General features: G+C 62.9%; 11 protein-coding genes. 6 read left to right on the forward strand and 5 right to left on the reverse strand.

What is annotated here, in order from left to right; all coding sequences use genetic code 11:
• The first annotated feature begins 177 nt into the window (after positions 1-177).
• The 4 genes from L8U60_RS03955 (at position 178) to L8U60_RS03970 (ending at position 5052) form a co-directional block, all read left to right on the forward strand.
• A complete protein-coding gene (locus tag L8U60_RS03955) occupies positions 178-1866 on the forward strand; it encodes an ABC transporter ATP-binding protein (RefSeq protein WP_269965073.1) in 1689 nt (562 codons plus the stop codon).
• On the forward strand, positions 1863-3557 hold the full coding sequence (locus L8U60_RS03960; protein ID WP_269965074.1) for an ABC transporter ATP-binding protein: 1695 nt from the start codon (positions 1863-1865) through the stop codon (positions 3555-3557). Before L8U60_RS03955 ends, L8U60_RS03960 begins: the two co-directional genes overlap by 4 nt.
• Before the next feature lie 535 nt (positions 3558-4092).
• Positions 4093-4893 (forward strand): YwiC-like family protein, encoded by an 801-nt coding sequence (locus tag L8U60_RS03965; protein ID WP_269965075.1) that lies wholly within the window; start codon positions 4093-4095, stop codon positions 4891-4893.
• A 9-nt stretch (positions 4894-4902) separates the two neighbouring features.
• On the forward strand, positions 4903-5052 hold the full coding sequence (locus L8U60_RS03970) for a hypothetical protein (RefSeq protein WP_269965076.1): 150 nt from the start codon (positions 4903-4905) through the stop codon (positions 5050-5052).
• Here the strand turns inward: L8U60_RS03970 and L8U60_RS03975 are convergent.
• The 5 genes from L8U60_RS03975 to L8U60_RS03995 form a co-directional block, all read right to left on the reverse strand.
• Positions 5033-5452 (reverse strand): YbaN family protein, encoded by a 420-nt coding sequence (locus tag L8U60_RS03975; RefSeq protein ID WP_269965077.1) that lies wholly within the window; start codon positions 5450-5452, stop codon positions 5033-5035. The two genes, L8U60_RS03970 and L8U60_RS03975, sit on opposite strands and share 20 nt — an antisense overlap.
• 178 nt (positions 5453-5630) lie before the next feature.
• Complete coding sequence (locus L8U60_RS03980) at positions 5631-6107, reverse strand: response regulator (protein WP_269965078.1); 477 nt, start codon at positions 6105-6107, stop codon at positions 5631-5633.
• Positions 6104-7990, reverse strand: coding sequence for a sensor histidine kinase (locus L8U60_RS03985; RefSeq protein WP_269965079.1), 1887 nt, complete (start codon positions 7988-7990; stop codon positions 6104-6106). Before L8U60_RS03985 ends, L8U60_RS03980 begins: the two co-directional genes overlap by 4 nt.
• A gap of 27 nt (positions 7991-8017) precedes the next feature.
• On the reverse strand, positions 8018-9397 hold the full coding sequence (locus L8U60_RS03990; protein WP_269965080.1) for an SLC13 family permease: 1380 nt from the start codon (positions 9395-9397) through the stop codon (positions 8018-8020).
• A 149-nt stretch (positions 9398-9546) separates the two neighbouring features.
• Positions 9547-10503 carry a YwqG family protein gene (locus L8U60_RS03995; RefSeq protein WP_269965081.1) on the reverse strand — a complete coding sequence of 319 codons (957 nt, stop codon included), beginning with the start codon at positions 10501-10503 and terminating at the stop codon, positions 9547-9549.
• Positions 10504-10608: 105 nt separating this feature from the next.
• On the opposite strand from L8U60_RS03995, the gene L8U60_RS04000 reads away from it, so the two are divergent.
• Both L8U60_RS04000 and L8U60_RS04005 read left to right on the forward strand, forming a co-directional pair.
• Positions 10609-11103 carry a hypothetical protein gene (locus L8U60_RS04000; RefSeq protein WP_269965082.1) on the forward strand — a complete coding sequence of 165 codons (495 nt, stop codon included), beginning with the start codon at positions 10609-10611 and terminating at the stop codon, positions 11101-11103.
• A gap of 38 nt (positions 11104-11141) precedes the next feature.
• A complete protein-coding gene (locus L8U60_RS04005; RefSeq protein WP_269965083.1) occupies positions 11142-12986 on the forward strand; it encodes a hypothetical protein in 1845 nt (614 codons plus the stop codon).
• Positions 12987-13088 lie beyond the last annotated feature (102 nt).

Consider the following 13088-nt stretch of genomic DNA (forward strand, 5'->3'; position numbering starts at 1 on the left):
CTTGACCCAAATACTAGGTTAGGCTAACCTAACGCAAGAATGGTTGTTATCTTCTGAGAGGGCAACACAGTGCCGCTTGTGTCTGATGAACCCACCACAGCGACCAATGAGTCGACGAGTCGGCCGAGAGGGGGCGACGCGAACGCGGGGAACCCCGTTTGGCGCATACTCCGGCCGGTGTCCGTCCCTATCGCTGTCGCACTGTTGCTGCAGATTCTCGGCAGCTTGGCCAGTGCCATTCCGCTGCGGGCGATGACCCGGATTGTCGATGGACTCACCCGCGGAACGGACACCGTGTGGCCAGCGGTCTGGTGGTTCATCGGTGGACTCGGTGGCGCACTGGCCCTGGGGTCGCTGGCGCTGCTCATCACCCATCTGGTCGACCTGCGGGTACAGGCCGGTTTGCGCGAGCAGCTGGCCAACAAGCTGAGCCGACTCCCACTGGGATGGTTTGATCAGAGCTCCTCCGGACGCGTCCGCCGCATCGTCCAAGATGATGTCGCGACCCTCCACCACCTCGTCGCCCACGCGCTGGTCGAGATCACCGCAGCGGTTCTGACACCGGTGGTCGGCGTCATCGTCGCACTGACGATCGACTGGCGGCTCGGCCTGTGCTGCATGATCGGCCCGGTGGCATACATGGTCCTGTTCTCGGTGCTCGCGCCCGGAGACATGCGCACTGTCATGGCCCGGATCGCCGAGGCGCTCTCCGAGGTCTCTGCCGCGGTGATCGAATTCGTCGACGGCATCGCGGTACTGCGTATTTTCGGGGCGGCGGAGACCGGCTCGATACGCTTCACCCGGGCGTCTGACGACTTCACCTCGGAGTTCCGCACGCTCGTCACGCCTCAGATGCGTGCCCATGCCGTCGCGCTCACCGCCCTTGGGTTGCCGGTCGTCGCGCTGACTGTTGTCGGCCCCGGAGCTGCCATGGTTGCCGCCGGGTGGAGCGAGGTCGCCGACGTCGTTGTAGTCACCATGATCGCGCTCTCACTGCCCGCCACGCTGCTCACGGTCGGAGCCGGGCAACAACACGTCAGCGACGGACAAGAAGCTGCCGCTCGAATCGTCGCTCTCCTCGACGAGCCTGAACTTCCTGTGCCCCAACAGCCCCGCGAACCCGCCGGGTCTGACGTCACGATCGAGGGCGTCACCTTCGGCTACACACCCGACCAGCCTGTGCTGCACGGAGTGTCGCTCGTTGCTCGGGAAGGCTCGGTTACCGCGCTGGTCGGGGCCTCTGGCTCGGGCAAGTCGACCCTCGCCTCCCTTATCGCCCGCTTCCGTGATGTGGACACCGGTACGATCCGCATCGGCGACGTCGACGTACGCGACATCGATCCGCATGTGCTCCATCAACACGTCGGCATCCTGCTGCAGAGCCCGAGCCTGCCCGCCATGAGCATTCGCGACAACATCGCACTCGGACGTCCGGACGCGACCGACGAAGACATCCAGCACGTCGCCTCCCAAGCGGCGATCGACGCGCGAATCCGCGAACTGCCCCGCGGCTACGACAGCGTCGTCGGAGAGGACGCGCGGCTCTCCGGTGGTGAGACCCAGCGCGTGGCCATCGCCCGGGCCATCCTCGCCGACCCCCGCGTGCTCATACTCGACGAGGCCACCTCCGCGGTCGACCCTGAAAACGAGGCCGCGATCGGGCAGGCCCTCGCCGAACTGACCCGTGGACGCACGGTCATCATGATCGCCCACCGCCTTGGCACGATCACCCATGCAGACCAGATCGTCGTCCTCGACCAAGGGCGAATCGTCGAGCAAGGCGATCACGAATCCCTGCTCGCCGCCGATGGGCACTACGCCGCGCTATGGCGTAACCAGACCGCCGTCACGGGAGGTGCTCGATGATTGCGCAGATTGAACGGATCGCTGGCCAAGAAGGACGCTCAACACTCCGGCGATTCACAGCCGTGGCTGTGGCGGCCGGAATCGCACAGGGCCTGTCACTGGCCTGTCTTGTCCCAGTACTGGCCCACCTGGCCCAGGGGGATTTCAGCTCGGCACTCTGGTGGTTGATCGCAATGGTGGTCGGCGCCGGCGTCCATGCCCTACTCACGGTGTGGGTCACGCGCGGGAGCGTCGATTTGACCATGTCTCTGATGTCGTCGATGCATCGCCAACTGGCTCGGCAGCTCATGCGTCTGCCGATGGGGTGGTTCGATGGCGGGTCCGCAGCCAACGCCTCACGGCTCTCGGTCCGCGGCACAATGTTCGTCGCCACCGCGATCGGTGACGTGCTTGCTCCGCTGGTCGGTTACGTGGCGACTCCGTTGACTCTAGTGCTCGTGACCTTCTTCCTTGACTGGCAGCTGGGACTCTCGCTCGCCGTCGGGGTACCGCTCGTGTATGCCTCGACCGTGCTGGCTCGCTCCTGGAGTGCCCGGGCCGACGCCCGACTCACCGCCGCGGAACAACGCACCGATGCCGCGCTGCTCGACCTGGCCAAGCACCAGACGGCGCTGCGCGGGGCGCGAGTGGCGGGTTCTGGTTATGCACCACTGGCATCTTCACTTGACCGCCAACGTCGCCTCGGTATGTCGGCCCAGCTGGCCTCCGCCGCATCGATGATCGTCCAGAGCGTCGTGGTACAGACGGTCTTTGGCGCTGTGGTCACCGTGGCCGTATGGCGCGGTCTCGGCGGTGCGGACCCGCTCGTGATGATCGGTCTCATACTCATCGTCACCCAGGTGGTCGGTCCCCTCCGCACGCTTTCCGAACTTGGTACGGCGCTGCGCCGCATGGATCGTGAACTCGACCAGGTGGTCGATTTGCTCGACGAGCCGGGGCTACCGGAACCCGAGCAGCCCGTCTCAGCACCGACGCGTCCGCCGGAGATTGCGATTGACGCAGTGCGCTTCGGCTACGAAGACGCGATGGTGTTTGACGGTCTCGATCTGACTGTTGCGCCGGGATCGATCACGGCCATCGTCGGGCCATCCGGGTCGGGCAAGACCACGCTCACCCGCTTGATCGCCCGCTTCTATGACGTGGATGCAGGGGCCGTGCGGTTCGACAGCGTAGATGTTCGTGACATGGCCAGTGCCGATGTCCTCGGGGCGACGTCGTTGGTGTTCCAAGACGTTTATCTCCTCGATGACACCTTGCGCGCGAACGTGCTGCTCGGCCGCCCCGAGGCTACGGATGCCGAGGTGGACGCCGCTGCGAAGCTCGCGCGGGTCGATGAGATCGTCGGTCGTCTGCCTGAGGGCTGGGCGACCCGCGTCGGTGAGGGCGGCAGACTGCTCTCGGGCGGCGAACGGCAGCGCGTTTCGGTGGCCCGCGCCGTGTTGAAGCGGGCGCCGGTGCTGCTGGTGGATGAGGGGACTTCATCGCTCGACGCGTCCGCCGCCGTCGCTGTGCAGGAGGCAATTCGCGAACTCGCCGGGTCGGCGACAGTGCTGGTGATCGCACATCAGGAGCACACGGTGGCCGCTGCCGATCAGGTCGTCATGCTCGATGGCGGACGCGTGGCCGCAGCGGGGATACACGAGGATTTGCTGGCTTCGTCGCAGGCGTATGCCCGGCTGTGGGCGCGATAGCCGCATCCGTGACAAGTGGGCATCCACGGGTTGAGAGAACGACTGTTGGACTGTCCGGCTGCCGACGAGTTTTGCGCTCTGCGGCAGTTCGGCGGCAACGAGTGACCGAAGCGGTCAGGAGATCATGACTCGACGATGGATCGGGGCTGCGTGGCCTGTTGGGCCGCAGGCAGGCGGTAGCGTTCCTAGTCCTCCGGTCGCACGAGCTACAGGAATCGCGCAGCGCCGACTCAGGAGTAGTCTGCAAGAACGCGCTGGTTTGACGCTATCAACGGTCATCATGCCACCGTGCGGAATGATCCACTGCGCTCGAGTGTGTCCGAACGGGAAGCCGATGCACACCACGGCGTCGGGGCTGTAGGTGTTGATCTGCTCCAGAACTGCGTCACGGCTTGCCTCCGCATCAGAAGGAAGCGGTAGCCAGGATCCGGGAGGGATTCGAACCCCACGATCGAGGCAAGCGGATCTCCGCGTGCGGCACGGAAAAGACCACGCCAATTGCCCATCACGGATTCGCATCAGTAGGGTGAAAAACATGTCGAAGAGCCAGGTACAACGTAGCGTGCCTCGTAACCCCCGCACACGCCGACGCTCACCCGGTTGGGTGCCCGACCAACACGGCGCCTGGTTCATGGTCACCGTCCCCGCTATTACTGGTGTCATCCTGGCGCCGTCGTGGACTGCGATTCCCCTGTTGCTGACCTGGTGGCTCGGCTATTTTACGTTTTTCGCCGGCAGTGTCTGGATCCGCTCGCGCTTCCGCGAACGCAACCGGCCCCCGGTCCTTGTCTACGGGGCGCTCGCGGCCGTCGCGGGTGTGACAACGCTGATCTTCGACTGGCGGCTTCTCATGTGGGTCCCGGCGTTCGCACCGTTGGTGGCCATAGCCGTATTCGAGGCATGGAAGCGGCGTCCGAGATCGCTGTTGTCGGGTGTGTCCACTGTCGTGGCAGCCTGCCTCATCCTGCCGGTGGCCGCCTGGGCCGGAGGAGGCCTGGATACGGAGGCGTGGGCCGCATTTGCCGTGTACCTGGCGTACTTCGTCGGCACTGTGCCCTACGTGAAGACGCTCATCCGTGAACGCGGCTCTAAGCCCTGGTTCATCGGGTCGGTGGTCTATCACGTCGTCGTGCTTGTCGCCGCCGTCGTTGCCGTGCTCGGCACCGGCGGGCATCCGTTCCATCCAGCGATTATCGTCCTGGCCGTCGTGTTTCTCGCGCGGGCGACGCTGATGCCGATCACCGGCGCACGTCGTGAGAAGCCATGGACGCCGAAGATCGTCGGACTTCTCGACGCCGTCATCACGGTGCTGGTGGTCATCGTGGTGCTGCTCTGAGGCGCCCCTATGTCGCAGGGCCGCGGCAAGGATGACAAGAAGCAGTGCCCGAAGGCGGTCACCAGTGCGGTTGAGAGGGAGGGCAACATCCACGCCCTGCTTGGCGACGCCCCCTTGGTTAACCCCGGCGTCATCGGCTTCAATGTGCGTGGTCGGTAGGTAGGCCAGCGCGCTGGTGTAGTTTGGCGGCGCGCTCGGGGCGTGGCCGCAGCCGCCAGATGTGCGCGCTCACCCCGGCACCGATCCCGACGAGCAGCAATGCCACCGGCCACAGCCCGACCACCACAATCACCACCCATATGGAGGCGCCCATCCCCAACCAGAGTAGCCCCACAATCCGCAGCTTCTGCGCCCGCGTCAGCTGTCCTGAGTAGTAATCAATAATGAACGGCCCGAACGTGTCATGGCGCAGCAGGTAGCGCTCCATCCTCGGCGAACTCCGCGTGAAGCACATCAGCGCAAGCAGCAGAAACGGCGTCGTGGGCAGGATCGGCAGCCACACGCCGGCCGCGCCCAGGGCGAGCGCCACCAGCCCCACAATCATGTACACGTATCGCATCGTTGCCACATTCTAGCCGCAACATACAACAATAGTTGTATGACTGCCTGCACTATCTTGTACGCCTCGGTACCACCGCCGAGCCAATCCCCGACGCCGACTTCAACCCCGAACAACCCCGGCGCCAGCTTTATCGGCAAGCTTCCCCCCCACTTTTCGGAGCCCGCACCGAGCGCCTCTAGCGACGGCGGACGAGGTCCATTGCGCGCGTCGCGTCGAGGACGTCGAGGTAGGGCAGGGGATCGATGTCCATGTCCTCGACGTAGTCGGTGAGCATGGTGCGCACCACCTGGTGTAGCTCGTCGACGTCCCAGGGCTTGGCAATGTAGTGGTCCAGGTTGGCCTCGTTGACCGCACGTACCGTGTCGTGCAGCTGTGCCTGGCCGGTGACCAGGACTTTGCGGGTGGCGGCGGTGCGGTCGTCGTCCATCATCTGGACTAGGAACTCCACGCCGGTGGTGCCGGGCATGCGGTGGTCGCAGAGTGCGAGGGCGAGCACGTCGCCGTCTTCGGTGAGCTCGTCGATCACCTCCCAGGCTTCCTCCACGTCGGAGGCGACCTCCACGCGGATGTGTTCAGCAAAGGGCAGCAAGTCGCGCTCAACGGCGGCGCGGACTTCCGCCTCGTCCTCGAGGATCAGGATGGCAAGGTTCATGGTGTGTTTCCTTCGTCGTGTGTCTGCGGGCCGTCAATTGGCAGGCCAACGGTGGCGCAGGTGCCATTTGTTGAAGAGGTCAGTTCTATCGTGCCGTGATGTGCGCTGACGATGCTGCGGCAGATGCTCAGGCCGATACCCATGCCGAAGCGGACCTCCCCATTTTTCGTGGTGAAGCGGGGCTCGAAGAGCTTGTCGATGCGCTCGAGCGGGATGCCGGGGCCGTCGTCCATGACCTCCACGCGCACCCACCCGGGCTTCGGGGCACTCGTGCGGATGGTGATGGTGGAGCCTTTGCCGGACTCCTCGATCGCCTCGGCGGCGTTGGAGATCAGGTTCGTCCACACCTGCGCGATCTGCCCGGGCGTACACGTCACGTGCGGCAGTTCGGCAAAATCCCGTTTGACCTCCACACCGCGCAGTTTGTGGGCTATCAGCTGCAGCGTGTCCTCGATGCTTTGGTGCAGATCCACGTCGGTGACCGGGTCGCCGTCGGGCCGCGCGTATGCGCGTAGCGAGGCCACCAGCTGCGTAATGCGAGTCGATGCGGTGGAGAGGTTGCGCAGGGCAGTGCCTATCGACGCCGCGTGCTCCACCGTCTCGTACTCCAGCTTCCGATTCGCGCGCACCTGTTTGGCAAACTCCACGTCGTGCAAGCCGGCGAGTACCCAGCGCTGGGCGAGCGCCCGATCGCCGGTGACCTCGGTCAGTTCGCGCCGCAGCGCGCGTGCCTCCTTTGTGCTTACCGCGTGCGAGCTGCGCGCCGCCTCCAGCGCGTGGCTGGTCGCGTCCCGCCACCTGCGGTTGGGGCTGGACGCGATCAGGCCTTCGACGTCTTCGGCGAGGTGCGCTGCGGTGCGCTCGATTGCCGCCATCGGGTTGTTCAGCTCGTGGGCAACGCCTGCGGCGAGTTCGCCGAGGGAGGCGAAGCGCGCCTGGCTCATCAGCTCGCGGCGCGCTGCTTCCAGGTTGTGCAGTGCCGCGGTCAAGCGTGCGCGCTCGTCTTCGAGTTGCGCGGTGAGTTCGTGCTGCTCGATCTGGATGTCCTCGGCGCGGCGCAGGCGACGGTCGTAGGAGCGCACGAAGAGGATATTGAACAGGCGCGCAAGCTCCGGCTCCTGGCGGATGAGGTAGTCCACCTGCTCGGTGGGCAGCTGGACTGCGACGACCTCGGTGGTGGTACGCGCGGTAAAGAAGCCGACCCGGTTGCTCGCCAGGGCGAGTAGTCCGATGACGTGGCCGGTGGAGGCGTGGTGCATGACGATATCGCCGGCGTCGGTAAAGCGCTGCAAAAGCACCTGGCCGGAAAGGGCGAAGATGACCTCCTCGACGTAGTGGCCCTCCTTGGTCAGGTAGACCCCCGGCGGGAAAGTCAGGCGCGGCTGGTAGCCCAGGTGTATGTCGGCGGCCTTGATGATGCGGCTGATGATCTCCTGGTCGGTCAGCCCTACGTCCAGTTCGGTGACCTCTGGCAGGGCGAAGGTGCCAGCGATAGAGGGGTCGTGCTTGCCGCGCATGTACCAGTAGCGGTTGAGCTGCTGCTGGATGTTGTGCAGGAGTGCTTCTGCCTTGATCGCCGGGGTGAACACGAGCATGTCGAGCCGCCCCATGTCCGTAAGTGCATCCAGGCCCGCGATCTCTGGCGCGGTGGTCAGCACCATGACGCGGGTGTACTCGAAACCGGGCTCGGAGATCAGCTCCAGCAACGGGTGGTCGGGCGCCAAGCCGTCCTCGTGGACGGTGACGGTGACAAGCGCGAGCGGGTCGCCGTCGAGAAGCGAGCGTAGGTGCTCGACATTATCGGCGGCGAGGATGTCATGCGTGGCGCCCAGTGCCTCGTTGACCACCTGCTGCACGTCACGGGTGGCCTGGGACTTTCCCACGATAGAGAGGGTGGAACGGGGCAACACCTAGCTCACCAGCCCCATCAGGTGCCAAACGGAAGGCAGAGCAAAGATCAACAGCAGCGTGGCCACGGTACCGACCACGAGTCCAACTAGCGCCATCTGCGGAATGGAGATCTCCTTGGTGGCGTAAGCAATCGCGTTCGGCGGAGTGGAGATTGGCAGCGACATGCCCAGCGAGCAGGCGATCGCCACCACCGCGGCAACCACGAGCGGGTCGATGCCGTCAAGCGAGAGCGCCAGCGAGACCGCCAGTGGGACCAGCAGATTGGCGGCCGCAGAGTGAGAAATGACGTTCGCCATGCCGAAGCCGATTAAGCCCAGCACGGCGAGGATCGCCAGCGCACCCATGACCTCCCAGCTGACCGAACCGACGAGCCACTCGTCCAGGCCGCTCGCACCCACGCCCGTGCCGAGCGCGATACCACCGGAGACGAGCCACAGCACCGGCCAGTCAAGTGCCTGGACGTCCTTACCCCTCATCACCTGCAGGCACAACAGTGCCACGACGGGGATGAAGCCGACGGTGTTGGAGGAGATGCCGTGGAGCGGCTCGCTCATCCACAACAGGATGGTCAGACCTGCCACGGCGTAGAAGAGTTTCGCGTCGGTGGCGGTGTTCCACTTCGAGCGCATCTCGATGGAGATGCGGGTCTCAGCGGGGATGAAAACGAGACAGAGAAATACCCAGGCAAAGGCGAGGACAACCAGCATGAAAGGCACCGCCATGAGCATCCAATCCACGAAGGACACACGGATGCCGTGCTCGGCGAGCGCACCGATCGCGATCGCGTTCGGGGGTGTGCCCACCGGGGTGCCGATGCCACCCACGTTGGCAGCGAGCGGGATCGACAAGGCGACGCCGGCGCGCGCTTTGCCCGCGGGCAGCGTCTTGAGAATCGGGATGACGACCGCGAACATCGTCGCTGTGGTGGCCGTGTTCGACATGAACATGCTGAGCACGGCGGTAATCAGCATGAGCCCCAGTACGGTCAGGCGCGCCTTGTCCGGGAAGGGGCGCAACATGATCGCTGCGAGGTTGCGGTCGAGCCCGAATTTCTCCGCCCCGTGCGCGATCATGAACCCGCCGAGGAAGAGGATGATGACCGGGTGGGCCAGCGCAGAGAAATACGCGGATGCAGGAAGCAGCTGGTCTGCTAGTGCTGGGTCTCCACCGGTGGGGTCGACTAGCGCGCCGTCGGAAAGCAGGAGGACTTCCAGCAGGATGACCAACACCGCCGTGGCCGTGAGCGGCACGGGCTCGAGCACCCAGAAGACGATGGCGAGTAGGAAGATTGACAGCATCCGATGCCCGGGGGTGGACAAGTCCGGGATCTGGATGAAGAAGGGGATGAGGAAGCAGGCCAGGCCCAAGAGCAGGCCCACCAGCTGCTTTTTGCTGAGCTGGGGGCCTTTGCTCGCGAGCGCCGGCGGGCGTTGTTTCGAGCGGCGTTGTGTCTCCACCATGTGCCGAATTCTACCCGCTACAACCAGCGATTACTTGGTTTGGAAGGAGTTCTCTTCGGCGTCCGAAACTAGCCACAGTCCCAGTAGAAAACAGCCCCATCGGCCGTGCCAGTGTTTTCGGAGCGGTACACCACGGCCTCGCCGGCGTGCATTTTCTTCAATGCGTCTGGGTGAAGGAATACGTGGGCCACACCTAAATCACCCCACATGATCTCGAAGGGGAGCGCTTCCTCTTCCACATATGTGGAATCAATTTCTAGGAAGTGAACGTACCCATCAGGCTGCGTTGGGTCTTGTGCGTAAGCGGGGAAACCGCCAAGCACGATGTTGCTTTGTTTTCTGGCCGCGTTCCGCAGTTCAACGAGCTCCTCAAAGTACTCATCGTTCTCAATAAAGTCATCGTCCTTTTCGGACTCCCAAGCCTCGTACACTACCTGGTCAGTGGGAGGGATCATTGCCACTGCACTCGACAAAGCAATCGGCGAGTTCATAACCGTCTCAATATCCTCGTTAAACGGGGAACAGTAATCCTCGTGCTCTTCATCGAAGGCAGCAGGTGCCGCGGTATGAGGTCCGGGGAAGCTGTGGTTGCCAAAGCCTTCCGCAGGCTCCGGGATATAGCGAATCTCCATGCCGTCGCCTGGCGTACCTGAGTCGAATCCGCCGTAGAGCGGATCAGCACCGACAAAGAGTTGCAAAATTCCCGACTCCGGAATCAATCCGTCGAGCGTTGCTTCGCTTGTCAGCGCCCCCTCCGCCCGCGCATGACCGACAATATCGGCAAAATTCAGCTGAATGATGTGGAGCAGTGGCTGACCGCTCTTTGCGATGGGCCATGCCGAACCTTCCGGAAGATACGGCCGGCCGCCGAAGTACGAGCCATGTTCGGTGGGAGTGGTGGTGGAGTAGGGAAGGGCGACGCCTGGTTGAGCAAGTTGGATGAGGCCATCAGTGTCTTCGGAGATGAACTCACCGGACTCGATCAGTGAGCGTAGTGCTTGAACCTGTGCTGTGAACTCTGACATGGCAGGTGGTACTTTCTCTAGGAAAACAAGGTCTTTCATCAGGAATTGTCATTTAGAAGAAAGAATTCTGCAACAGATATCTAGGGCTGTGAGAGGGTGAGGAGCATGAAGTACAGGAATGTCCACATAGGCTCCGTCATGGCGCTTGTCCTGAGCCTGTTAGCGGCGGCGTTCTTTACCCTGGGGCGGGCTATGTTTGGGGCGCTTGGATGGCTCATATTCCTCACCATTCCGGCCGGAGTAGTCATAGCAGTTGCGCTTGTTGGTCTGTGGTTTATCCCGGAGCGCATCGTGAAGGAGCATCCAGACACAGGGCCGCATAAGGCTTTCGGGTGGCGCGAGTCTTGGGCCTTCATCGCGGTGACGGTGTTTCTCTTCCTGGCCGGCATCTTTATGGTCGATTCTGGTGATACTGAGGAGAGCGTGAAATCCGTCTTCACCCAGTTTGTCGGGCGATGGGCGTTAGAGCTTTCCGCGGCGTTGTTTTGGCTCTGTGTCCTTGGTGTGATTGCGTCCTACATCGCCGGCGTTGTTGTAGCGGTGCGAGGGCGGAAGGACGCTGCTGATGGTGAGTCGTCGGTTTCAGGGCCTGCTGATTAATTTTGGTTCACTCGACAGCCTTTACCTGAGGAGCGCACATGAGCCCCATTGACCGCTCGGTACAGATTTTTAAAGAGCACGGCTGGGACACAGCCGCCCGTGAAGACGCCCCCACACTTCCGCTCGGGACTAAAGACCAACAGCGTACCGCACTCGCGGGCCTGCAAAAGGGGACACCGCGCGTGGACGTTGACCTTGGAATGCTCGGAATGTTCGCCATTCGGTTGGGAGTGAACGGGCGGCGGGCAGCCGAACTGGCTAAGGGTTCAGACCAAGCGCTCTTGGACTGCCTTCTGCAACGCGATGAGAAGTTTGCGCTCGCATTCGCCGAACGCGCGTGCTGGCTGTGGGCGAATGCGGATTCAATGTCTGAAAACGTGGCTGTGGGCCTGATCCTCAAACACCGTTTGGATATGCCCTACACGCTTCCGTGTCTGGAAGCGTGGACCGTGACGGCGTGTCAGGGACTCGCTGGTAGTGCACCTGGGCGAGACACTTGGATTCCGTCTCTCGACGATTTGCGCCCATCATTCGCCACTCATTTGCGTGCCGCGCTGGCGCTGGGTGTCTCCGTGGACGGCCCGTTGGGTGCAGTGCTGCCCATGGGGGTTCAGCAGGGCCTTATTAGTCGTGATGAGGCCCTTCAACACGCCATCACAGGACTGGACACCGCCCCGAAACCCTGGGGCCGTAAGGAACTGGTGCGGATTATCACGGAGGACTTGAGCGCTAGCGATTCTGAGCTGTTGGACCGGGTGGCTGCGTTGGTTCTTGCGATCAGCATGGGGGAGGGGCCGGTGGTGGAGGCGCTTGCACCTCGGCTCATTTCATTCGCCCCGCCCGAGGTGGTGGCTGAGGTGGCTCTGCCTGCTCTATATGCAAAAACCGTTAAGGCAAAGCGTGCAGTGGTTGAGGCGCTGGCGGGCAGAAGCGACTTGGGGCCTGAGCAGACTGACCTGCTTGCGGACCGGTTGGGTGAGCTGGCCGCGGAGAGAAATACAGCATTAGCGAAGCAGGCACAGCGGATACTAGATGGCTGGGAAGTGGTCTACACGAAGCCCGCTGTTGCCCCCACACGCAGGGCTCCTAAATTCAAGGCCAAGGAGTTCGACGCCGATGAATTTAACCGAGTGTGGCCAGCTGATGCGGGAACCGCTTCGCGTATCGACGACGGCGCCCACATCAGTGCACACTGGGAAGACCCTGATGCGAGTCACCGCACGTTGATGTGCCACCTCACACTCCCCACTGGCCAGACAGTGAAACTCCGCACCTTCACGGGCGATTTCCTAAGTGAAGGGTGGGTTCTGTCCACCGAGAACGAGCGCGTGTTCTTTGACGGTGAGCGGGTGGTTGCCGAACCGTTTGGTAATAAGGAACGCAATGCGTGGCAACGCCGGAAGAAGAAGCGAATCACCGACCAGAAAACGCGTTCAGACTCATTGTTCGGTGTGTGCTTGACCGATCTTGCGACTGACGGTGACGTGTCTATCCCCCGTAACGAAGTAGAGCAGTTGGTCGTCTCCGGAGAACTCGGATGGGCGACCGTCCGAGCCGTGGTGACCCAACTGATTCCGGGTGGGGCGTGGAGTCCCGCACGCGCCATTCAAGATCTTGAGACGAAACCGGAACTCCTTCCCGCGTTGTGGCCCATGCTCACCGAACCATTGGTCTTTGCTGCCGAGCACACACCTGTACCCAAGTGGGTCAACCGGGTGCTCGACGTGGTTACTCTGCACCAGGAGATCCTTGCTGAAGCGACTCGACGTGGTTACATTCCTGCGGATGCGTGGGATGGCCTGCACGCCTTTGCCTCACAGAAAGGTTCAAGTGTTGCACTCAAGAAAGCGAGAGCTCTTAGCGATGCGCTCCGTTCGCACTGAAGCAGACAAATTCAGTGGATCTACGCAGCAGGATGTGGTCATGAATTACCGGAATGTCCATATCCACCCCGTCATGGTGCTTGTCCTGAATCTGTTAGGGCC

The organism is Corynebacterium meitnerae (genome assembly GCF_027570075.1).
Lineage (GTDB): Bacteria > Actinomycetota > Actinomycetes > Mycobacteriales > Mycobacteriaceae > Corynebacterium > Corynebacterium meitnerae.